Source organism: Nocardia niigatensis NBRC 100131 (assembly GCF_000308655.1).
GTDB classification, from domain to species: domain Bacteria; phylum Actinomycetota; class Actinomycetes; order Mycobacteriales; family Mycobacteriaceae; genus Nocardia; species Nocardia niigatensis.
Map to the genome: position 1 here is coordinate 13,204 of NZ_BAGC01000106.1, position 23,252 is coordinate 36,455.

Consider the following 23,252-nt stretch of genomic DNA (forward strand, 5'->3'; position numbering starts at 1 on the left):
GTCGGTACACAAACGATTGGAGCAATAATGGCCGAAAGGAGCCAGGGCCCGAGCACTGTGTGTCGGGTCGGCATCGTCGAGGATCATTGCCTCACGATCACCGGACTGCGACAGGTCTTGGCTGCCGAGCCGGGGCTCGAATTAGTGGCGGATGCGGCCACGGTGACGCAGTTGCTTGCTATCACAAGCGATCTGGATCTCGCGGTGCTGGATTTGCGTCTACCGGACGGGTCCTCGCCGGCGGACAACGTCGAGCAGCTGCGCCGAGTGGGGATCCCGACCCTGGTGCTGACCTCAGGCGACGACCCGTATCTGATACGCGCTGCGGCGCGAGCCGGTGTTCTCGGGGTGGTGCTCAAGGCCGCGGAGGAGAAGATCCTCACCGCCGTGATCCGCAACGCCGCGCAGGGACAGGGGTTTCCGACAGCGGAATGGGCAGCCGCGATCGATGACGACGCCGAGCTCGGGGAAGTCGGGCTGACGCCGCGGCAGCGCGACGTACTGGCCTATTTCGCTGACGGCATGTCGGCTGACAAGGTTGCCAGGAAGACGGGCTTGAGCGAGAACACGGTCAACGACTACCTAAGGCGGATTCGGCTGAAATACGCGGAGTCCGGGCGCCGGGCACCAAGCAAGATCGACCTGTACAAGCGAGCCCTGGAGGACGGATGGCTACCGAGGCCTCTGCCGCACTGGCCGCCCAGGCGGCACCAACCGTAACGGCTTCTGCATTGGCGGAAGCTGGGGCGGAAGGGCCCGCGGAGGCGCGGGTAGTGCGTTTGTTCGCTCAGTTCGTTGCAGCGGGGTATGCGGGCTATCTGGGGTTGCTCACGCCGAGCATCAGAACCCAGATGCACGCGGTGGCGATGTGGTGGACGATAACGGCGGTGGTGTTGGTGTTCGCGCCGGCAGCGGTGATGGGCGCGCTGTCGTTTCGGGATTCCACAGTTCGAATCCGGCGGGCAGCGGGGGCCACGGCATGGGGATACATCGCCGCTGCGCTTACCTGGTGGCTCGGGTGGAACGATGTTCTGCTGCAAAATGATTTGTGGATTTCGGTGATTCCCGGGCTGACTGGTTTAGCGGCCGCGATCGCGTGGCGGCCGCTGTGGGCGGTGCTGGCGTTGGTGACCGCAGTGGTGTCGGTGCAGCTGATAAATCATTTCTGCCGGGCGCCGGGTCACAACGGGCTGTTTGTGCCAGATTTGGCGTTCGCCTTGACGTTCTGCCTGTTGTATGTGGCAGCAGAGGTGATGGCGATACGCACCGGACGCAAGCTGGACGATGCTCGGGACCACGCTTACGCACTCACCGCGGCTGCGGCCGAGATCCGAGCGCGCGACGTGCAGCGCAAGTGGTTCGAAGCTCTGATTCACGATTCGATGCTCTCGCCCCTGGTGGCTGTGCTGCGGGAGACGCCGCGTGAGGGGATCCGAGTCAAGGCCCGGCAAGTCATCGATCAGATCACGAGCGGACCCCACAACGGACCCGAGTCCTATACCGGCAGCGAGGTGGTCGCCCACCTGCGTACTGCCGTCACCGCTGAGGATGCGAGTGCCATGGTCGACGTCGAGCTCGAATCAGACGCTGCAACCCTAGATTTCCCGTCCAGTCCGGTGGAAGTGCTCGGCGCGGCGGTGGGCCAAGCAGTACGTAACAGCGTGCTGCACGCGGGCGCGGGCGCGATTCGGCAGATCGCAATCCGGGTCGGTGCGCGGCGGGTGGCCGCCGTGGTCGCCGATGACGGGGTCGGGTTCAATCCACAGAAAGTCCCACCGAATCGGCTCGGCTTGAGGGTCAGCATCATCGGCCGGATCGAAGAACTGCCGGGCGGCACAGTCAAAGTAAGAAGTAAGCCGGGCGAGGGCACCGTGGTCATGATGGCGTGGCAGGCGGCGTGAAGGCACGCGCGGCGCCGATAGAGGATGTGCGGGAACTGCTCGGCATGCACACCCGCGTCGCATGGGTGCTCGCGGTGCTCTTCCTCGGCGCAGAGGCCTTGTTAGCGCTCACGTCCTGGGACGGCGCCCATCCGCATTGGCCGATCGTTACCGCGCTGATGTTGGTAGCGGGGGCGATCGTACTGTTGTTGACGGTGCGGCCGGACCCCTTGCCACCCTGGGTCACCGCCGTGCTCACCGCCGTGCCACCCGGATCCGCGGCGCTGGTGTTGGCCACTGTGCCGGTGCCACTGAGCACGCCTGCACAGCTGTGGCCATTCGGCGGCGCGACGGTGGTCGCCACCTTCATGTGCGTGCGCGGGAGAACGGTGTGCGCATGGATCGCGCTGCTAGCGATGATCGCAGTGGCCATCGCTTGGTCGATGTGGACCAGTCAGGGGTGGCGGCACGGGGTGGCGGTCTCCATCATCAACGTCGGACCATTGCTGATGTCTACCATCTTCGCCAGAAACATCCGTCCCGCCGCCAAGGAGATCTTCGCGCTCGGCGAGGCCGTAGCCCGCCGTGAAGACGAACTCGCCAAGTCCACCGCGCTGACCCGCGAGTTCGAACGGCGACAACAAGACCTTGAAGCAGCTACACGAGATGTTTTCGACCGGCTCGCCGGTCCAGCAGTGATCGATGAACAGCTGCGCGAGGAATGCGGTCTGCTCGAGAAATATTTGCGCGACGTGCTATGCGCCCCAGGCTTCACCACCGAAGCGCTCGCGCGCGCGACACGCCGCGCGCGGGAACGCGGCGTCGAGGTGACGCTGGCAGACAACCACGGATTCGACTCTGCATCATCAGATGTCCGTGACCGCGTGATGCCCGCACTCATCGAACTTCTCGACAACGCGCGAGCCGGAACGATCAAGATCCGCAGCCAGCCTCCGCACAGACCTTATCTGCTCACGGTGGTGTTCGACGATCCGGTCCGTGGAGCCGGCCGCGTCGAATTCGGCCGCGACGGCTACATGCTCCCGACAGCCAACTAGTACTCCAGCCGGACTTCGTGATCAATGATGCTGCTGGTCAGGGTGCCGGATATGGGGCGGCCACCGCGTGATCAGGTTGTGTTTGTGTGGGACACAACTGAATTGGCGGTGGCCGCGCTCGACAGCGTAGCCGCTGGCCGGTGGCGGCGACAGTTCGACGAGTTCACCGGCATGCTCGGGCCACGGTTCGCGCGGGTGGAGACTCGCCGGACCGCGGCACGGATGCTGACTGCGATGATGTCGGAGCTGCCGACCAAGAACTGCTGGACACTGGCCGAGCACGCGGGCGATCGGTCGCCGGATGCGATGCAGCATCTGCTCGCGTCGGCGGTGGTCGACGAGGACGGTCTGCGAAATGATCTGCGCGACTATGTGGTCGAGCATCTGGGTGAGGTTGACGCGACACTCGTGGTCGATGAGACCGGTGACATCAAGAAGGGTGTGCGCACCGTCGGGGTCCAGCGTCAATACACCGGCACGGCCGGGCGGATCGAGAACAGTCAGGTCGCGGTGTATCTCACCTACGCCACGGCCGTCGGGCACGCCTTCCTCGATCGTGCCCTCTACCTGCCGAAATCGTGGACCATCGACCCGGACCGCTGCCAGCAGGCAGGCGTACCGGACGAGGTGGGTTTCTCCACCAAACCCGCTCTGGCGAAGCGACTGATCATCGACGCTCTCGATGCCGGTGTCCCGGCACCGTGGGTAACCGGCGACGAGGTCTACGGCGGCGATCCGAAACTGCGGTCTGCGCTCGAATCGCGTAGCACCGGTTATGTTTTCGCCGTTGCCTGCGATCACCGCGTCACCACGCCGACCGGCCGCGTCCGTGCCGACCTCCTCGCGAAGAGCCTGCCGAAGCGGGCCTGCCGCTCTCGGCCGGTGACGGGGCCAAGGGCCGCCGCGTCTACGACTGGGCCTGGATCGAGATCGGCGCCGAGGACGGCAAGGCCGTTCCCGGACATCGCTGGCTCGTGATCCGCCGCAACCAGCGCACCGGGGAACTGGCCTATCACCGCTGCTGGAACAGCGAACCGGTGGCGCTGGCGCGGCTGGTGAAAGTGGCCGGTCGCCGATGGTCGACGGAGGAAAACTTCCAAACCGCCAAGACCCTGACCGGACTCGACCAGCACCAGGTACGCAACTGGGGATCGTGGCACCGCTGGACCCTGCTGGCCATGCTCGCCCACGCCTTCCTCACCGTTCTCGCCGTCGCCCACCGCACCGGCACACTCTCTACCGGCCTGATCACGTTGACCCGCAACGAAATCCGACATCTGCTCACCACGCTGGCTCTCGCACCGGTCCACACTGTCCGCCACCGAATGCACTGGTCGCGCTGGCGACGCCGACATCAATACCGCGCCCGCCGCAGCCACTACCAGCGACGATCCCGACCCACACCATGATCACGAAGTCCGGCTGGAGCACTAGGTGATTACCGCGGCGAATGATGACCCCAATCTCAGGGGCAAGAAACTGGAACCTGCCCAGAATCGCAGGTCAGAGCTACCTTTCTTCTGACACCCGCTCACCGTGGGTGCGGAGGCAAGAGGTGAGAGAGGAGGAAGAGAACATGTTCGGACTGTTCGATGCGTTCTGTCATCTCGGCATCTGGGACTTCCACGTCGATCCCAAGCTGCTCGGAAACGGACACACGGTCATGGCGTGATCCAGATGAAAGACCCCCGCATCTGTTGATGTGGGGGTCTTTTCGGCCACGGCGAGCGTTTCTCCCGGACCGGGACCCCGAATCATGCTGGTCACCGCCGCGACGGCTACACGCTCCCGACAACAAACTAAGTGATACCGCGGCGAATGATGACCCCAATCTCAGGGGAGCTAACTTTCTTCCGACACCAACCGGTGTCGCAGGCCAAAACTTTGCTCGTAAGTAATCGCTGAGTCGGAGGGTCCAGAAGGAGCGCAATGACCAAATCACGCTTGACACAGGTAGTCTCGACCGCCATGACCGCCCTCGGGCTGGCTGGCGCCAGTCTGGTCATCGGGGCCCCGCCGGCCCAAGCCAGGAATCCGCTCGACGTCGGCGACATCCCGGAGTACTACGACTTCTGCAAGGAGAATCCCCCGAACCCGCAGGGCGAAATCCTGGGTTTCCAGTCGGTCTACAAGACGGCCATCGCCAAACCCGAGGGGGTGACCTGCCAGCACTACCACGGCTATGAGGGATGGTTCGTCCCGAAGGTGTGGGAGACCTACTACAGCTGGGACCAGGTCTGCCGCATGCGAGGACTGGGCCAGCACGGGCGGCTCGACAGCAAGGGGATTCCGCACTGCTCCAAATAGATCGGCGTTTGCGCACGTCCAGCACGGCGAAAGCGACGAGAACAAACGGCCCCAGACGGGATAAGGGGATAGTGGCGCAACCGCTCGGTATCCGGCGCTAGTGGCGAAATGTGCTGTAGTGCAACAGGATTCCAGGTCGCATGGACATTCGCGTGAAATCCGGCGCTAAGGCCGTTACCGCAGATAATTTCGGCACTATCTGTGGTAGCTCGATGTGCGACCTGCGGAAACGTGGTCCGCGCAGCGGCGCGACTCGGTGAGTTATCTGTGGTAGTGGTGCAACCGCCGGATTCCGGACAGTTGCACCACTACCCCCGGATCGGACGGGAGGGCGGGCCGTTGGCGCTGTATACCGTTCGAGGAGCAGATATTTCGCGGGTGAGCTACTCTCTGGCAAGGATGACGCCGTCGAGCGCGAGCGGTGGTGTCCCGATGCTCGGATACGGCTGGGAGGACACCGGCGTTCGAGCTCGGCCGAGATCTCGTACCCCACCCCCCGGCCGCCCTAGCGAAAGTTTCCAGTGAAGCCCTCCCGAATATATTCGATGCTGGCGTCTGTCGCCTTCGTAGTCGCCCCGCTGTCACTGGTGATGATGGTGGTTAGTTCTGTCGTCTATCTCTTCTCCGGCGACGGTAACGGCGTCATTGCGAGCACGCCCGGGAGCAGCCATTGGCTGATCATGACGGGATTCGAGTGGTTCCTGCTTGCGGTGGCAGCCGGGGTGGCCGGATTCGTTCTGTCTGGCATCAGCGCCCGGCTGGGAAAGGCGGAGCGGGCGCAGGAACAGGCGGCGCGCGAAATCGTCGCGGCCGCCGATCGGAAAGCGCAGGAAAAGGCGTGGGCCGAGGCGGAGCGTCGGCGGATACAACAGGAACTGAACGACACGGTGCGGGACGCCAATCGCAGCGCGAGTAGCGCGCTCGACCGGCTGCCGGGGCATCTGCAAGCAGCGATGGATTTCCTCGGCCAGGCCGAAATCGACTGGAAAGAGCGGGTTTACAACCCGTTTTGGTCGTCGATCGAGGGCTGCACGGTGAAACTGTCCGATTTCAAGGACGATGTGGAAACCATCGAATCGAGCGCGAATCGCTATCTCGCCGCGGCGCCACGAATCGAGGGTCTGGTCCCGCCGTTCTCGGTCTCTGAGGTTTCGGTGGCGGCGCTGGACGCTTACGAGGGCATCTACGACGCGCTCGCGAAGATGACGCGCCGCGCGCTCGGCGACATCGAATTCGCCACCATTTTCGAGGCGTGGCGCGGGAACGCGATCATGGAGAAGGGTTTCTCCGGCCTGCGCGCCGCTGTCACCCAGATGGGTACGGCGATCGCCGGCGAGCTGTCCACCCTGCGGTCCTCGATCGACCAGCTCGGTCGAAGCGTTCACTCCGGTTTGAGTGATATCTCAGCGGTTGTCCGTGGGCAATCGGCCGCCCTCGCCGACCAGTCCGCAGCCATGTCCCAGTTCCACGAGGAGAACATGCAGTTCGAGCGTGACCGAGCTCGTCGCGAACAGATCGTGGTCGACCAGATCAGATACATGCGCATCGATCAGAAATATCGCCGGTGAGCAGCTCCCGAATTCCAGACCGCTACCGCGCTCGAGCGCAACTCAGCCGGTGACGGTCAGGTAGATCAGCAGGATGTTCAGGACTCCCGCCGCACCCGACCACACGAAGCTGCCTGCGTGTTGCAACGTTCCAGCCCTCGTTACCCGGACCCGACACCGGGATGTATGGCCAGGACAACGCGACGTGATTTCCCGACACGCCGCAGATACCCACTAGGTTGCAGGAGATACGGGACCAATCAGGGGCGGTGACGTTGCCGACGCCATCGGGCGTCGTGTCGACCTGCAGTGGGAGGATTACGAGTTTGAGCGTGTATGGCGTGAACCCGCCGCCATGCGTCATTGTCCTGGGCGCCGAGGCCGAGAACGACCAAGTGACACCCATCGTTTCGAAGTACGCGAAGACTATCCGTGGCGGTCTTGACCCGCAGCCGCGCTGGTTGAGCTGGGACGCGGTGGTGGCAATCGGTTATCCCCACCTACCACTGGACACTGCCCTTCGCGTAGTTCAGGTAGGTGGTGGCCAAGCCGCCGGTGCGTATGTCCAGCGGTCCAGTACACGGACCATGTACCACTATCCCCGGCGATACATTGAGCCCGGGCATGAGCTGGTCATCCCTGCGAACCTGAGTGACGCGCGGAGGGATCTCGTGAAGCGCCACCTGATCCCAGCCCTCCCGGATGCCCCGTCCAACCGCAGCGTGTTCCATCGTCCACCAGGTGCTGACGACGATAACTGGGTCCCGATACTCGAGAACGCGGATGGCAACGCGATCGCTGTGATCTACCGTCCGCACGCGGGCGCGAGCGAGGTGTGGTACCTGCCGGAAGAGGCAATCGACATATTGGATCCGGCGCTCCATCTCGCATTCGGGGAGTGGAACAGTCAGGACCCGAAGCGATTTCCATCGTCACCGAAGTGGACGTCCGATGTCCGATGGATGTCCGCGCATCAGCAGAAGCAGATCGAGGCTGTGCGCGCCGAAATCGAGGAAGCGCGAGAGCAGGTAGTGCTCCTGACCGCGAGCATCGAATTCGGCGAGGTGAAGCTTGACGAGCTGATGAGAGACGCGGAGCAGTCGCCTCAGCGACGGCTGTTGACAGACAACGACGATTCCCTGGTCGAGGCCGTGATGTATGCGTTGAGGAAGTTCGGCTTCGTGGTGGTCGATCTCGACAAGCAGTTGAGTGAGGGTGAGCCTCGAATGGGTGATTTGTCGGTGTCCGATGAGGATTGGACCGCGATCGCCGAGGTCAAGGGATACACGAAGGGCGCGAAATCGAACGACCTGCTGACGGTCGGACGACATCGCCGCGTCTACGAGAAGAAGCACGGGGACGTACAGCGCATGTGGTACGTCGCCAACCCATTTCGGCTGGACAGCCCCGACGGACGGCCGAAGATCCTCGACGGTGCCGACGAGCACATCGCGGACTTCGCGCACGACGATGGATCGGTGATCGACACCCGAGACCTGTTCGACCTACTCAAGCGGGTTGACACAGGCGATCTCACCCCAGAATCCGCACGAGAAGCCCTGAAAGAGGCGAAGGGCCGATTGCAGCTCGATTGATACGGGCCCGGTTTCTATCGGTGGGAGCCGGTCGGGTGGATGGAAGTGCTCGAACTTCCCGGGTCTCGGGTAGCCCACAGCTTCTGTGCCCGGCTCAGCTGCTGACGGTGTCGGCGCGGAGGTAGCTGTAGACGGTTTCGCGGCTGACGCCGAATTCCTTGGCCAGCAACGACTTCGACTCACCAGCTGCGGCGCGCTCGCGTAGTTGGCCGGCCTGGGCGTCGGTGAGGGCGGGTTTGCGGCCGGTGTAGGCGCCGCGGGCCTTGGCCGCGGCGATGCCTTCGCGCTGTCGTTCGAGGATCAGCGAGCGTTCGAACTCGGCGAAGGCACCCATCACGCTCAGCAGCAGTGTCGCCATCGGCGAGTCCTCGCCGGTGAAGGTCAGGTTCTCCTTCACGAACTCGACCCGCACGCCCTTGCCGGTGAGCAGCCGGACGAGGCGGCGCAGGTCGTCGAGGTTGCGAGCGAGCCGGTCCATCGAGTGCACGAGGACGGTGTCACCATCGCGGACGAAGGCCAGCATCTCGTCCAGCTTCGGCCGCGTGGTGTCCTTTCCCGACGCCTTGTCGATGAAGGTGCGTTCGACCTCGATCCCGTCGAGCTGTCGCACGGTGTTCTGATCAACCGAACTCACCCGGATATAGCCGACCCGCATTACCGACCCTCTCTCACGCTCAAACTGTCAAGATGAACTCTGAGAGCCTACCGTACAGGTGTCAGGAAATTAGGAATCCGACTTCAATCTGACGCATTCCGGCCCGGTCGGCGTTGTGGTGCTGGGGTCTACCCCAAAACGACAGCCACGCATGCATTCAGAGAGGGTCGCGCCAGCCGGTTCGGTCAGCGCGGTATGGCGGTAGCGGATCGTTGAGATGTCATGTGGCTCACGCTATATAGGCGGCCAGGATGTAATTCGGGTGCCGGTCGAGGTTGGTGCGGCGCGGTCGTAGCGCGTCGCGACATGCGGATCAGCGTGGCGGACCACATGGACATCGCACAGGTCCACGTCGGCCGATTCGATCACCGATTCAGCATCTCGCGCGGCGCTTGGTCGGCGTGATAGATCCGTTTAGACCTGTTCTCCGCGAACATGTTACGTCTCACGTTCAGATAGGGAGCGCGGAGAAGCGCCGACCGGTGCCGGTCCTTACCGAAAGATCAACCCTTGCAGTATCGAGTCAGACTTGCGCGGCTTCTGCTTGCCTCGGCCATGGCCGTCGGCCTGGGCGGCGCGGTGTCCGCGACCGGGGCCGCCGAACCTCCATCACTGGGGAAGGTGGCCGCGCCCGGCATGACGATCTCTACCGACACCCAAACCTGTGCGCTCGGCGCGGTCGGAACGATCGGCGGAATCGTCAGCGGTGCACAGTACGGTGTGACCGCGGCCCACTGCTTTGAAGACGGCAAGCCCGTTTATGGCGGTAGTAAGCAAAAACCGTGGTTGCTCGGCCATTACGAGAAGGGTTTCGGCACCGACTCCTCGCCGGCAGAGCTTGGTTTCGCGTTGATCCGGCTCGAACCGGACGTGTTCATGCGCGCGTTCCTGCCTGACGAGACCGTAATAAACACTGCCGACACCGCCGCCTCGCCCGGGCAAGAGGTCTGCCACATCGGATACGGCACCGGCTGGAACTGCGGCACCGTAACTACGGTCGCTGACGCCTACTTCAAAACCAACTTCCCCTCCGACCACGGCGACTCTGGCGGCGTCGTGTACCACAAGACCTCAAACAAGACCGTCGACTTCCTCGGCATCCTCATCGGCCGCACTGACGACGGCCAAGCCCTGATTGAAACTGCGACCCATCTGCAGTCGTTGATCTCCGCCCATGCTGGCGGCCAATTCGACTGGTACACCGAATGACTCACCGATCTACACGCGTGAAGGAACACATGCTCTCCCCCAGGCTCGGCCTCACCCTGCTCACCATTGCCAGCGCGCTCACCGCTCTCACCTGCCTGGTGCAAGCACCGGCTGCCCATGCCGACTTCGGGCCCGGCTGGCGGTATGAGTGCTATCCCGGTGAAGGGTCCAAGCCCCTGCCGCATCAGGGCATTGCGCAGAAGAAGTGCCGGGCGATCGACGACGCGCCCGAACAGGGCCAGGTCGGACGCGTGTATCTAGAGAAGAACTACTACGGCCTCGTCCTTGTTACTACCTGCGCCAGCGCGGTAGTGCGGATCGGTGTACCGGACGTGGAGTACGAACTGATCGGCAGCGACTGCCACAACGCCTAGAACTCGACTGCGCGTTGTTTCACAGACCGATTCCGGTGCGTTCCAGAACGGCCACGTTCCAGAATGCGCTGGAATCGGCTATGAGCGGACGTTCTGCGCCGCACCAGGTTCCCCAAGTAGGCACTCACCGTCAGGTACGAGCTGAGACGCTGGCAGGTCATTCGCCTGTATCGTGATGCGGGCGACCCCAGCCAGTCACTTGGTGCGGGCCAGGGTCTCAGGGGATCGGGGATTACTGCACGACCTTATCGAGAAACAGCAGTGTCACGCCGAATGCACCGCCGCCGGCCAGGACGCCCGCTGCGGCGTGTTGACCGGAGTAGACGGTCAACAGCCCCGCGGCTACGGCCACGACCAGGGAGATAGCCACGAGCACGAGTGTGCGCAGATCCAACATTGCCACCAAGACCCTTTCCGAGAGAATGCCGAAATCCGTTGTTATTCGGCTGATTTCAGCCTCGGCCACTCGTTCAGTGACACTCCAGCAATCCATACGGCAATCACCTCAGTCCAAACACCGAGCGCGATCCAAACGCCTATCTCGGCCGGGAAGGTAGTCGTCGCGGGTACGTCCTGGCGGCCCGGAAAAGCTGGGTCGGACCTTATCGGGCATGCGGGTGCCCACCCCGCATAGTGCGGGGTGGGCAGGATGTCGGTCCCTTTGAAGTTGGTGATGTCACCGGAAGAAGTTGAAGACGTCTCCGCACCCGGTGGCCAGGGTGCCCCAGTAGCCAAGGTTGGGGACGTTGTTCTCCAGGTTCCACTCGTGCTTGTTGATCTTGGGGGCGTAGTCGGCGTGGCAGTCGAACTGGTTGCGCAGGCTCCAGTACAGATCACCACTCCAGTTGGCGTGCATATAGCGGTAGAGCTCGTCGAAGGCGGCTTGCTTGTCGATGGTGGCCTTGTCGTATCCGCACGCAGTGGGTATCACGTGCAGCGACTGCACACCATTCGCCCGGGGGATCCATTGGGCGGTGGCGATGAAGCTGGAGCAGGGCAGTTTGGTCTTCTGCTCCACCACCTTCGGGTCGGCGTGCGGGTCTTGGGCGCCGTGGGCGTGCTGGGGGACGTAGTCTTTGCAGTTCGGGATGCCGGGTGTCCAGCCGTCGTGGTCGGTCTTGATGAACGCGTTGGGCAGCCACGCGCCGGTGTCGAGACGCTCCCACACGTCAATGGTCTTATCCCCGTTGGACACCGGCTGACCGATGCCTTCGCACACAATGGTCACTTTCGCGCCGTCGGGCAGGGCCTTGCCGACTTGACCGGAACCCATCGACGGCGCGCTCTGCGGATAGATGCCGATCTTGGTCCAAGCCACGGGGTACTGGGCATCGGCGTGCGCGGTGGGCGTCGTGACCGCGGCCCCGGCGACAGCGATCGCGATGGCAGAAGCGAACACCAGCGCGCCACGTGCCCAGCGGAGCGAGCGCGCCACCCGCCGTCGTGCCGGACCCGCTATCTCCGCTCCCGCCCCCGAGGTGCCGCTGCGGTAGGGGGAGGGATGAATGTTGTTCATTCCGTGCTCCAGTTCGTGCTGGGTGTTTGTAGGGTCAGCAACGACTTTTCGGCATGTCTGGACCGACACGCCAGCAGTCCAAACAGGTCCAATCATCGCGGTCACCAGCGCTGGCGATGCGTGCAAGAATCCCGTCGTGACCGGGGTGAACAACCGAATTGACCTGCCCGCGCTGCAGTCCCGCAAACAGTTCGGCGAAGCGCTACGCAGCATCACTCCGATGGACGACGACGACCTGAACCACATATCGGTCCGGCGACTGGCCGCCAAGGTCGGCATGCCGGCGGGCACACTGGGCAATTGGTTCGCCGGCACCTCAGTGCCCGGGGTCAGCAGCAAGGAATTCCGGCGACTGCTCAAGGACTGCAACCTCGACGAGAACGCCATCACGGCATGGACGCGCACCGCTGACCGGATCCGGCGCCTTCCCCGCGAAGGCAAGCCTGCCGAGGTGGATGACGACGAGCCGCCGTACCGGGGCTTGTCTCCGTTCGACCGGGACCACGCTGGCGAGTTCTTCGGCCGTGAGGACCAGAAGGGCGCGCTGGTGCAGTTCGTCCGTGATGGTCTGGCGGGAGTCGACTCGAATGTCATCGGTGTCGTTGGCCCGTCCGGTTCGGGCAAATCGTCTCTGCTGGCCGCGGGTTTGCTCCCCGAGGTAACCGAGGCGGTGATGTTCAACCCGACCAGCGAACCCGACGCTGCGCTGGCCGCCGCGCTGGCCCGGTTCCCGGCCGATCAGCAGAACCAGGTGCTGGTGATCGACCCGTGCGAGGAGTTGTGGACCCTGCAGCAGCAGCGGCCCGCCGCCGAGGGCGAGGAGAAGCGTCGCCAGTTCATCGGTCGGCTCTCGTTGTGGCTGCACGAGCCACACCATGTTGTGGTGTTCGGTCTGCGTTCGGACTACCACGGGCATGCGAGCGAACTGGAGGTGTTGGGACCCGGTGTCACCGACGCCCAATTCGCGCTCAGACCGATGACCCGTGAACAGCTCGAGGACGCGATCATCGAGCCCGCCGCAAGACGCGGGGTCGACGTGCATCCCCACCTGGTGCAACGGCTTCTGGAAGAACTCCACGTCAGCGAGGGAGGGCGGGCAGGTGCAGGCGTGCTGCCCTTGCTGTCGCACGCGTTGCTGCAGACCTGGAAACTGCTCGACCCTTCGGACAAACGCAGCACGCGCCGGATACTGACAATCGATGACTACTACCAGACCGGTGGCATTCACGACGCGGTTAGTACCACCGCTGATCAGGTCTTCTCTCAGCTCACCAAGGATCAACAGCGCGCCGCGCACCGGGTGTTCACCCGGTCAGTAATTGTCGCTGACGAATCCTTGGCACGGCGGACAGTGCCCCGCGATGAGCTGGTGTGGAAGGACATCGCCGCCAGCGATGTCACCGTCGCGATCGAGAGATTCGCCGACCAGCGTCTTCTGACCCTCACCGATGCCGGTGTCCAGATCAGCCACGAGGCGTTGCTCACCGCGTGGCCGCAATTGGACGAATGGATCGACTCCGACAGAGTCACGATCATGCGCCATCGGCGTCTCAGCTACGAGGCGAAGCTGTGGGTCGACGACAACCGCGACGACAAGCACCTGCTCAGCGCCGGAAGGACAGAAGAATTCCAGGGCTGGGCAGGCGACGAAGACGTGCGCCGCCAGCTCAACCCCGTCGAACTGGAATTCCTGACCGCCAGCATCGAGCACCGCGATGCCGTCGTCGAACACGACCGCCAGACGAGACAGACACTTGAGCGCAACGCCGCCGACCTACGGGCGCAAGCCGTCCGCTTGCGTCGACGGACACGATTGGCCGTCGGGACATCCGCCGTACTGGCTGTCGTGCTGGTTCTGCTGGTCGGCGCGATCAAGTCCACCGTCGACAGCCGAAACGACGCGACCCGCGCGCGAGACGAAGCGCAAGCCCGGCAAGCCGCCGTGCAATCGCAATACCAGCGCGAACGCGACCCGGCGCTTGCGCAACAGCTGGCACTGGCCGGGTATCGGCGCTCCCCCGCAACCCTCGAAGCACGTTCCGCGCTGCTGGATTCGACGGCGGTGCCGACACCGGTGCGAACTCCCACCGTGCCGGGAACGATCGCTGCGGCGCTGACCAGTGACAGTGATCTCCTGGCAGTCGCCAACGCAGACGGCCAGATCCGTGTGTTCGACCGCACCCGCCCAGGACGATCACTGACAGCGACGATCCCGATCAGCACGGGGCAGCACCTCTACGCGGTCGCCTTCCGCCGCAACTCCCGACTGCTGGCAGTCGGCAGCGACCACGACACCAGCTTGTGGGACCTTACCCACACCGACAACCCCCGCAAGATTGCGCTGCCCGGCGCTGCGGACAAGGTCGACCATCTGGCATGGTCTCCTGACGGGCACGAACTCGCCGCCGCCACCCCCCACGGAACAGCCCGCTGGTCGGTCACCGACGACGCCACCCCGACCGCCCTGGACACGCTGCCCTGCCTCGACGCTCAAGGAAAAGCACTCGACGCCACCGGGACACCGTTCGACGCCACCGCCGTCGCCTACAGTCCCGACGGCGCTCTGCTGGCCACCGCCGGAAACAACGCGGCCATCCAATTGTGGGACCGACGCACCGGACCCGCACCGGTCCCGCTGCCTTCGGTGCCGATGGAAAAACCCACTTACTGGATCCGGGACCTGGAGTTCGATACGGCCTCTGACAGGCTCGCCGCCGCCAGCGACAACAAAGAAGCTTTGGTTCTGGACGTCACCACACCAGCCAAAGCCGCCATCGTGAGGCGTGCTGGTGGTTTCGCCAACCTCGCGACCTCGGTCGCCTTCACCGATGACGGCACCACACTCGCCGTGGGCAGCACCGACAGCAGCGTGCGTCTGTTCGACACCCGCACCGACACGCCGGCACGGCAGATACTGCCCGGATCCGCGATCGTCACCTCGTTGCAATTCACCCACGACACGCTGATCACCACTGCACAGGATGGCTTCGTACGCGACTGGCCGATACCCGGCCCGGTGAGCAACTACCTCGGCGGCAGTATCTACACCCTCCCAGCCACCGCAGACGCCACCACCATGCTCGTCGGACTGAACACGTCTACCGCCGTGCCGCAATACGCCCTCACCGATTCCGTCGGCATCCGCGGACGCGGACCGGCGATGACCATCGACGCCCCCGACGAATCATCTGGGGTTGCAGCGATCTCCGATGACGGGCACACCGCCGCAGGAGGAACCAAGAACGGCTCCATCTATCTGTGGGATCTCAGCGACCCCGAGCACCCTCGCCGGCAGGGCGGGCCGGTGCGTGACGCGACCCCCGGCCCGGTCGCCGCGGCGGTATTCACCCCGGACAGCAGCTACCTGTTCACCGCGACCAACGGGGGCGACAAGCACCAGATCAACATCATCGACCGCGGCGACCCCGACCACCCCCGGATCATCAACCCGATCGACGCCGGGGACAGAGTCCAGCTGATCACCGTTAGCAGCGACGGCGCCTTCCTGGCCGCCGCCACCACCAGCAAAGTACGCCTGTGGGACATCTCGAGCGGACCGCAGCGGGCCCGACTCATCGCCGACGCCGCCGGATCCCTAGATACCGTTACTGTCGTACGGTTCGGCGCCAACCATCTCCTCGCTACCGGCAGCGCAGACGAAACCGTGCGGCTGTGGCAGGCGACCGACACTGCCTTGACCCCACTCGCCCGCTTCACCGGACCGTCCGGCGCGATCGAATCACTGAGCTTCGACCAGAACACAACCCGCTTGGCCGCTGGAACCGACGGTGGAATATGGGTGTGGGACGTACACAACCCACACACCCCGGTCCAAGTCGCCACTCTCAACGCCTACACCAGCAGATCCAACGACGCCCGCACCGCGCCGATAACAGGCCGAATCAACGACATCGCCTACGGACCCGCAGCCACAAGCTTTACCGCCGCCGGCCCCAACGGTGTGCTGCGAACCTGGCTCACCGACCCTGACGTCATAGCCGCCCAGATCTGTGCACACCCGGCGGCCACGATCACTGAAACCGAATGGGCCCAGTACCTTCCAGGCACCGACTACCGATCACCCTGTCCCTAACCGGCCCCGATACGTCAAGCGAGGGTGTACCCCCAGATCGTCATGCCTCGGTGATAGAGCTGCTCTTGCAGCCTGTGGTCTGAAGTGAAGCTACGGGGAGCCAGTCCTAATATTCCCAGGTGCCGCTGTGAGACTCTCGTTGTCTGATGGTGCTTGTCTTTGCCAGCTGAGCTGGCAATAATCAAAGGTGTCCAATGCACTAGCTGCGGAAAGTGGTGCGTGTAGGAGGTCTCCGAGGCGTAAGTACCCCTGAGGCAGCCTCACCAGATGGTTTCCAGCCTTGCGCGCCCATACAGACAAAGCCTGACCCTCAGGGTCAGGCTTTTCTGCTGTCTAAGATGGCCGTAAGCGCTCGACCCCGTCGATGCGTTTCGCGATCGCCGTTCGATACTTGCCGCCCTTCCCCCACGCCCACGCATGGACATCGGGCAACCACAACAGCGGATTGTCCGGCCGCTCGTGCTGATAGTGCATCGGTGGATCGGCGCCCAGCACACTGCGGATGATCTTGTTGTCTTCGTGGTCCTGCTTGCAGGTCTCGATAATCACACGATCGACATTCAACGTCTGTAGGTACTCGAATGTCCTGGTCAACACACAATCACGGGCTTGGCGGACCGTTTTGAAATTAGTTGCCACGATCAGGCGGCTCGTCGCCTCGAGCGCCGCGACACCGTTGATGATCGGCATAACCAAGCGCCTCTCGACGCCGTTCATGTGGATGCGCAGACTCCCCTTGGGGCACAGCCGGATCAACTCCTTCTTGATCGGATTCGAATCCGAAGAGGTGATAGTGACCGCGCACATCACATAGTCCTTACCGGACCGGCCGGACTCGTCGATGTAGGCGTGCAAGCGCCCGCCGCCCGCCATCACCGACTTCCTTTCGCTACCAACGACTTACGTGCCACCTGTTGCAGTTCGCGACGGTGCGAGGTGCTGAACGGTGTTCTCAGCGCGCGGTGATAGCGGGAGCGAAGCACCCCAGCTGGCAGCCGCGGTGAGGCCACCTTCTGAACATGGATATCGAGCAGCTTCTCGGCGTTGAGCTCGGCGTAGCCGCGCTCGGCGGTCCGCTCGGAGATGCCGTACCACTGCGACGCGCGCTCGACCGCCATCTCGAATGGCGGTTTGCCCTGCGTCTCCTTGAGCATGATGAGCAGTATCGCCTTGCCTGGCAATCGAAGTCGATCGATGTAGCCCTCGGTCCAGTATTCGTGCGGGATCGTGAAATAGCCGACCGGGTTGTCAGGATCCTGCGTGGGTGCGCCTGGTTTCGGCCGCAGCTTTCCGCTCCCGTCTTCGAGCAACGGACTGATCAAGGTGGCGTGACCACGCCGCTCACGAGTCACCAGTTTCCGTTCCTCCAGCTCACGGAAGGTCTTCGAGACTGTGGTCAGCCCGCAGTGTTTGCGAGTGCTGAGGATGTTCGCCCACGCACCCATCGGCAGCGGCGCCGAGTCCGATAGCACTGGCTGCAGCGCATACAAGGTCAACAGCGCATCCAGCGCCCGTTCCTGGCGGTCGCGCACAAGCGCCGCCAACGTCGAGGCACGATCGGCTGATTCCGATCCCCGCTGGACCAGCACATTCCATGCCGTCGCGTACCCGCTTTTCGCGCTGTCGAGCAGCTGCTTGATCGCCTCGTGCGGGCCCAACGCCACTTCGTCTGCGAGGCCGGCGAACGGATCTTCTTCCATGGCAGCCGAGACTACTCCACCAGTCCTGAGTAGCCTTGCAAATTTCCCGACCTAATATACCCTGCGAGGTGCCATAATGAGACACTGCAAAATCTACTTGATACGTTCACTGATACACCTATGAAACTCCTACACGGAAGAGCCAGCGGCGTGAAGGTATCTTCGACCGGCGCTCGGAGTTGAACCGTAAGGAGAATCTGCAAAGGATTAGATGAAGCGCCGCGACCCGACGCGAAGCTGGGCCGAGCTGGTGAAGCACTCCTGACCCACGCATGCCACGGCCGATCCAACGGAGGCGGGTACTCGCCGGACGTTCTTCACCGCGGCCGCCTGGCACCGACAAACCAGTGCTACCGAGCGGGGGCCGCTGGTACAGCCTCGTCGAATACCAGCCGCCGAGAGACCCGACGTGGTCCGGGGAAACTCCACGATCCAGGGACAGACCCCCCACCATGTCGACGACGTCGGCGACCAACATCTCGATGACCTACAAGCTCAACGGCGCCTGCTACCGCCTGTCCACCACCGAGGCCATCGCCGACACCACCAGCGCCGCCGGCCCGGCGGACTTCCGGATCAGTCTCGACGACAACCTCGTCGTAAGCCTGCCCGCAGCCAAGCCGACCCGCTGTCCCCGTGTAACCAGACCCCGACTTCGCAACACGCTTTTCGACACGGCACCCGAATCACGATCCTGCCGATTCATGTTCGTGTGCCGTGGTGTTGGGAACCGATCGTTTTCCGAACGGGGTGCAGGGCAGCTCGAATCCCGGTCGGCGCCGCAGCGTCAATCGAATTTCGGGTCTCAAGTTCACGCGGGGGCTGTTCCAAGGCTCTTAGCTCATGACAGGTCAATCCGAGATGGGAAGAACGACACCGATGAGCCCGAGCGCCGGAGTGCTGATGACGGTCCTGATGATCCACGTTGTGGGGGTCGCGGGCCGTTGGCTACGCCTACGGTGGCGCACTGAAAGACAGTGGCTGCACCTCCGATACGTGGTCGCGCTGTCGCCCGGGCTACCCCAGGCCAGCCAAGTCGACGACCCGCACGGTGACGGTCGACGTACTCAGCTGACCACCGGACCGACCGCGGAGCGTTCATGATCGACGACCCTGACCACCTGACCGGCGAGACCCATCCGACAACCGCGCGACCCCGCCCTGACAGCGGAAGCACCGATCTCGATGAGTTCAAGGAGTTCTACCGCGAATTCATCAAGCCGCTCATCGGATTCCTGATGTGGCAGGGCGCCAGCCTGGCTGATGCGTCCGAAGTCGCCCAGGAGACGATGACGAAGGCCATGACCTGCTGGGCCGACATACGGAACCCGAAGGCCTGGACGCGTCTGGTCGCCGGCCGTGCCCTCGTGCGCCGGTTCGCGAGCGTCGACGAGGACCCCGTCGCTGAGGTTTCCGAACGGCCAGCGCTGCTCTATAGCGACGCCGACCTCGATGCCTGGGAACAACGACAGGATGTCATGGCGGCCTTGGCCAAGCTCCCGCCCCGTCAACGCCAGGTAATGGCGTGGACGTTGCAGGAGTACACACCATCCGAAATCGCAGACACTCTGCAGATCGCGGCCACCGCCGTCCGCGCCAACCTCAAGAAGGCTCGCCGCAACATCGCGATACACCTGGCAGCCGGGAACGAGGACCAATGACCACATTCGGACAAGACCAGGACATGGACCGCTGGCTAGCCGAGCACTGCGCCAGCATGATCAAGGCCCTCGATGAGGTCATCGACGTCGAGGCGGGTCTGCAGGAAGTGCTGATCCCTGTCGAAAACGCAAAGCTGATTGCCGATCTCGACAAGGTCGTTGACGTCGAAGCCGGACTTGCAGCCCTCCTGCCGATCCCGGACCCCATCCTGGCCCCAGCTCGCGGCGCGACGAGCAGCGACCTCGACAAGGCTCTCCGATCAATCTCGCCACTGCAGCGGCTAGCACTTCGGGAGGCGTTCAGCCCACTCGTCGGCGGTGAAGTGCTCGCCGTCGCCGGAAACATCGACCACAGTGGCGAGAAGATCAGCAGCCTCGACGCATCTTTCATGGAACAGGACGGGTACGTCCTTGTCCGACATGAGCTGAGCAGCACCGAGGCCTCGGCGAGCCATCTGCGTGGGCTCACCTACCGGTGCGACGGCACCATCCCGGACGAGAACTCCATCTATTCCCGAGTCCAGTGGGCGATCCTGAGCGATCTCGGTGACCTCAGCGACGTCATAAGTGAGCTGTACGAACACATCGACCGGGCAGAGAAGTACCTGGAGGACGCCAGGGCTCCGCTGGTGCAGGCGTTCGACGTCATCGATTGCCGTATCCAGGTGCGCGGCTTCGCGGAGGCCTGCCGCCAGGCCACCTCGCGAGTTCGGGCTTTGCAGCGTTTCTTGAACGACTTCATCGGCGCAGACCTGAGCCAGGCAGATCTTGATGGGATGCATTTGGTCGGCGTGCGCTGGTCACTCACCACCCTGTGGCCATCGCTGGAGTGGCGGGACCGCATCGAACAGAGCTCTATCGAGATCAGCGACGGCATCTACGAAATCGGTGGAGACGAAAGCCGCCAGCGGGCCGCTGTCGGCTGAGAGGCCGAACCCGTCTCTGGTTGGCGTTCGGCCCCGGAGCTTTTGCCACAGGATTCCGGGGCCGCAACGTCGTCTGTAACCCGAACGGACCTGCCTTCGTACGTTCGGCAACGTCCCTTCTTGCTCGAATCCGCAGCTAGGGCACGGCAAATCCCGTGCCCAAAAGATCTTTCAAAAAGTGCGTGGGGTGATCGCCAGATGGTCCCGTACAACGCTGGCGAATAACTCCGGAGCAGGAGCCGATTGGCGGTCCGGGGAAGGCTTCTCGCGCATGCGGGATCGTAACTTGGAGATTTCTATGCATACAAGGGACGAACCGGTCACTTTCGGGCCGGCGCTGGGGTTCGCCAACGACGCCGAGCTGGTGGCGGCCGTGGCGGCTGCTGGGTTCAAGGGTCAGCTGCGGGTGTCGCTCGAACACCAGCTGTGGCGCTACGGCTGGCGGGTCTTGCGTGCCATGGTGCGTGACCTGTCGATTCTTCGCGTTCACACGGCGTTGCCCGCGATGTCGGTCAGCCCCGACGACTACGCCACTCTGCACAACAGTGCCGAGCATCGCGAAGAGCTCGTCCTCGACACCCTGGCCCTCGCCGTGCCGTTCGTGGTCGAGCGGCTCCGTAAGGGCCGGTGGGATCCGCAGCGGTCCGCGCGGCTCGGCACGTACTTCGTCACCGCGTGCGCGATCAAGTTCCGCGACGCCTATAAGAGCTGGCATCAGGCGCGGGTACGTCAGATCCGTGATGACCTTGCGGGTATCGAGGCCGAGGTCTTCGGTGCCGATCACCGGCCAGACCCCTACACCGTGGTCTCGGACCGGTTCCGGCTGCACCAGATACTGAAGGCGGCGACGCTCGAGGAGCGGTTCATCTGCCTGGGCATCCTGGCAGACCGGCCCCGGGCCGATATCGCCGAAGACCTGGGAATTTCCGAAAAGGCCTTGGAAGGGCGCATGTATCGGCTGCGTCAGCGCACTTGGAAGAACCTCGGTGCCGCCCCGGTTCGCCGCAAGAAGGTGTCTGCGTGATCCACCTTCTGCGTGCGGATTCGGCACTGCGGCATCATGAAATCCGGTGGTGGAGAACCGGGTTGTCATGGTCTTCGTCGTGGCACGACGACATGCACCCCGCGCGGACGGCATCATGACCGCGCGCTCCGAACGTTCAGGGCCCCGCCGTGGAAACGGCGAGGTCCGGCCGGCCCGTTCCCGCCCAGCTTCGGCAAAGTCGGCACCTGATCAGGCCTATGGCCCCCGGTCGGAAACCGAACCGAAGTCTTGGAAGGATGTCATCGACCGCGGACGTGCCGACATCCTGTCGAGCGACGAGTCGACCGACCGCTACCTGAGGGTCTCGGCCGACTTTCGCCTCAATGCAACGCTGTTCGGCGCTGTGATCGGCGGGATCTATCTGGCATCTGCGTACGGAGGTATTCCGCCGTCCTACAGCTTCGTGGGGATGCTCGGCGTCATGTCGGTGTCGGCACTGGTCCGGAGGGGTCGGAAATGGCTGGAACAGCGCCGGCCGTCAGGCCCGGCCGAAATCACTGGCGGTGCGGACTCTTCCGAGAGCGCAGGGGACGGCACTCCTGTGCTGCCGAGCTAGCCGCCGACCGCAGCGTCTGCTCGATGGCAATCATCAGGAAGGCGCCTGCCACGGCTGCTGTGTACGCACCCGCGCTGCCCCTTCCGGCCACGAAAGCCCCGACTGCTGCGCCCAGACCAAACCCCACCGCGGCGGCGGCGAACTGCCGCAGGACATCTCGTATTGCCGCATGTCCCACCGAGTACCGCACATTCAAACCCTACGGCAGCCGCGCCGCAGGCCGAATAGGTGCACGACGGTGAACTCCTGAGGGAGTTCACCGTCGTGCACCTGGGCCTATTTTTCGCGGGCGGCGATGGCCCTGTAGTAGGGGGTAGCGGTGCAACCGCGCGAGATCCGGCGGTTACGTCGCTACCGCAGATAATTCACCGAGTCGAATGCCTGCGCCGACCGCATATCCCCAGGTCACGCACCGTGCTACCGCAGATAAGTGCCGACTATGTGCGGTAACCGCTAAGCGCCGGATTTCTCAAAGATGTTCCTCGACCCCCGGGCCGGGCGCACCGTGCACGCGGTCAGCCTCGGCCAATGGGTCGAGGGCGAGGAAGTCCCGGAACTGTTGTGCCGCACCGGTGTCGCGGGCTGGTCTCCGACCGTGCTGGTACCGACGCGGGCGGAGGTCACTTGCGCCCGATGCCTGCGCAAACTCGGTGGACCCTCTACCTCACGGCAACTTCCGCTGTTCGGCAGCGACCCCCACTATGGGTGAGAACCCCCGGTCCGTATTCGTTTCCTGGGTACCTTGTCGTCCGGTGGTGCCATGCTGGGGTTCGTTGCCGCCGCAGAGGGGAGGTTGTGGTGATCCGCTACACCTGCACGAACTCGACGTGCCTGGATCCGTGGCACTACACCTCGGTGTGTCCGCGCGAGCCGACGCGGCTGGGATCGTTCACGGCCGCTGACCGTGAAGTCCGTGATCATCTGCGCAAGTTGAAGGCCGATGGTGTCATCGAGGCGCCGCTGCCCGGCACGACCAGCCTCTTCCGTTGGATGCTGCCGTTTTTGCTGCTGTTCGGGCTGCCGGTGGCCTTGTTTTTGTTCTTCGTGGTGGTGCTGGTGTTCGCTCGCTGACCACTTCCGGTCTTGAATATGAGGCAGCCCCGGCGGATTCGGCCCGCCGGGGCTGCCTC

At 63.7% G+C, this 23,252-nt stretch carries 20 protein-coding genes and 1 pseudogene; 16 read left to right on the forward strand and 5 right to left on the reverse strand.

All coding sequences use genetic code 11. The annotated features are described in order from the left end of the window. Positions 1–27: 27 nt before the first annotated feature. The 7 genes and pseudogenes from ON33_RS31720 (at position 28) to ON33_RS41860 (ending at position 8,387) form a co-directional block, all read left to right on the forward strand. The gene (locus ON33_RS31720; RefSeq protein ID WP_040862831.1) at positions 28–720 is read left to right on the forward strand and encodes a response regulator transcription factor; all 693 of its coding nucleotides are present in this window, start codon (positions 28–30) and stop codon (positions 718–720) included. Then, on the forward strand, positions 669–1,901 hold the full coding sequence (locus ON33_RS31725) for a sensor histidine kinase (RefSeq protein ID WP_083869445.1): 1,233 nt from the start codon (positions 669–671) through the stop codon (positions 1,899–1,901). The genes ON33_RS31720 and ON33_RS31725 overlap by 52 nt, the downstream gene beginning before the upstream one ends. Continuing rightward, entirely contained in the window at positions 1,886–2,938 is a 1,053-nt protein-coding gene (locus ON33_RS31730; RefSeq protein ID WP_157184825.1) for a DUF8320 family protein, read from the forward strand. Before ON33_RS31725 ends, ON33_RS31730 begins: the two co-directional genes overlap by 16 nt. Positions 2,939–2,989: 51 nt before the next feature. After that, positions 2,990–4,347: pseudogene (locus ON33_RS31735) on the forward strand (IS701 family transposase). A gap of 520 nt (positions 4,348–4,867) precedes the next feature. Beyond that, positions 4,868–5,245 (forward strand): hypothetical protein, encoded by a 378-nt coding sequence (locus ON33_RS31740; RefSeq protein WP_157184826.1) that lies wholly within the window; start codon positions 4,868–4,870, stop codon positions 5,243–5,245. A gap of 545 nt (positions 5,246–5,790) precedes the next feature. Then, the gene (locus ON33_RS31745) at positions 5,791–6,813 is read left to right on the forward strand and encodes a hypothetical protein (RefSeq protein WP_040862834.1); all 1,023 of its coding nucleotides are present in this window, start codon (positions 5,791–5,793) and stop codon (positions 6,811–6,813) included. 305 nt (positions 6,814–7,118) lie between these two features. Then, positions 7,119–8,387 carry a hypothetical protein gene (locus ON33_RS41860; protein WP_157184827.1) on the forward strand — a complete coding sequence of 423 codons (1,269 nt, stop codon included), beginning with the start codon at positions 7,119–7,121 and terminating at the stop codon, positions 8,385–8,387. Between the two features lie 94 nt (positions 8,388–8,481). Here ON33_RS41860 and ON33_RS31760 read toward each other — a convergent pair whose 3' ends face one another. Continuing rightward, entirely contained in the window at positions 8,482–9,042 is a 561-nt protein-coding gene (locus tag ON33_RS31760) for a recombinase family protein (RefSeq protein WP_040862837.1), read from the reverse strand. Between the two features lie 510 nt (positions 9,043–9,552). On the opposite strand from ON33_RS31760, the gene ON33_RS31765 reads away from it, so the two are divergent. Next, positions 9,553–10,251, forward strand: a complete 699-nt coding sequence (locus tag ON33_RS31765; protein ID WP_157184828.1) for a trypsin-like serine protease — start codon at positions 9,553–9,555, stop codon at positions 10,249–10,251. A 17-nt stretch (positions 10,252–10,268) separates the two neighbouring features. Next, entirely contained in the window at positions 10,269–10,625 is a 357-nt protein-coding gene (locus ON33_RS31770) for a hypothetical protein (protein WP_040862839.1), read from the forward strand. A gap of 232 nt (positions 10,626–10,857) precedes the next feature. Here the strand turns inward: ON33_RS31770 and ON33_RS41865 are convergent, their stop codons facing one another. Then, positions 10,858–11,091 carry a hypothetical protein gene (locus ON33_RS41865; RefSeq protein WP_157184829.1) on the reverse strand — a complete coding sequence of 78 codons (234 nt, stop codon included), beginning with the start codon at positions 11,089–11,091 and terminating at the stop codon, positions 10,858–10,860. A gap of 210 nt (positions 11,092–11,301) precedes the next feature. After that, entirely contained in the window at positions 11,302–12,141 is an 840-nt protein-coding gene (locus ON33_RS41870) for a DUF2599 domain-containing protein (protein WP_157184830.1), read from the reverse strand. Here ON33_RS41870 and ON33_RS31780 point away from each other — a divergent pair. Then, entirely contained in the window at positions 12,131–16,234 is a 4,104-nt protein-coding gene (locus tag ON33_RS31780; RefSeq protein ID WP_157184831.1) for an nSTAND1 domain-containing NTPase, read from the forward strand. The two genes, ON33_RS41870 and ON33_RS31780, sit on opposite strands and share 11 nt — an antisense overlap. Positions 16,235–16,567: 333 nt before the next feature. On the opposite strand, the gene ON33_RS31785 is transcribed toward ON33_RS31780, so the two are convergent. After that, positions 16,568–17,107, reverse strand: a complete 540-nt coding sequence (locus ON33_RS31785; RefSeq protein ID WP_051153209.1) for a hypothetical protein — start codon at positions 17,105–17,107, stop codon at positions 16,568–16,570. Then, positions 17,107–17,934: a hypothetical protein gene (locus ON33_RS31790; RefSeq protein WP_040862842.1), complete on the reverse strand. Its 828-nt coding sequence runs from the start codon at positions 17,932–17,934 to the stop codon at positions 17,107–17,109. Before ON33_RS31790 ends, ON33_RS31785 begins: the two co-directional genes overlap by 1 nt. A gap of 1,100 nt (positions 17,935–19,034) precedes the next feature. On the opposite strand from ON33_RS31790, the gene ON33_RS31795 reads away from it, so the two are divergent. From ON33_RS31795 to ON33_RS31815, 6 genes are all read left to right on the forward strand, one after another. Then, on the forward strand, positions 19,035–19,595 hold the full coding sequence (locus ON33_RS31795; RefSeq protein WP_051153211.1) for an RNA polymerase sigma factor: 561 nt from the start codon (positions 19,035–19,037) through the stop codon (positions 19,593–19,595). Then, a complete protein-coding gene (locus ON33_RS31800) occupies positions 19,592–20,521 on the forward strand; it encodes a hypothetical protein (protein WP_040862843.1) in 930 nt (309 codons plus the stop codon). The genes ON33_RS31795 and ON33_RS31800 overlap by 4 nt, the downstream gene beginning before the upstream one ends. 178 nt (positions 20,522–20,699) lie before the next feature. Then, positions 20,700–21,545, forward strand: coding sequence for an RNA polymerase sigma factor (locus ON33_RS31805; RefSeq protein WP_157184832.1), 846 nt, complete (start codon positions 20,700–20,702; stop codon positions 21,543–21,545). 46 nt (positions 21,546–21,591) lie between these two features. Next, on the forward strand, positions 21,592–22,122 hold the full coding sequence (locus tag ON33_RS31810) for a hypothetical protein (RefSeq protein ID WP_040862845.1): 531 nt from the start codon (positions 21,592–21,594) through the stop codon (positions 22,120–22,122). 475 nt (positions 22,123–22,597) lie between these two features. Continuing rightward, positions 22,598–22,831 carry a hypothetical protein gene (locus ON33_RS41875; protein ID WP_157184833.1) on the forward strand — a complete coding sequence of 78 codons (234 nt, stop codon included), beginning with the start codon at positions 22,598–22,600 and terminating at the stop codon, positions 22,829–22,831. Between the two features lie 89 nt (positions 22,832–22,920). Continuing rightward, positions 22,921–23,193 carry a hypothetical protein gene (locus ON33_RS31815; RefSeq protein WP_157184834.1) on the forward strand — a complete coding sequence of 91 codons (273 nt, stop codon included), beginning with the start codon at positions 22,921–22,923 and terminating at the stop codon, positions 23,191–23,193. Positions 23,194–23,252 lie beyond the last annotated feature (59 nt).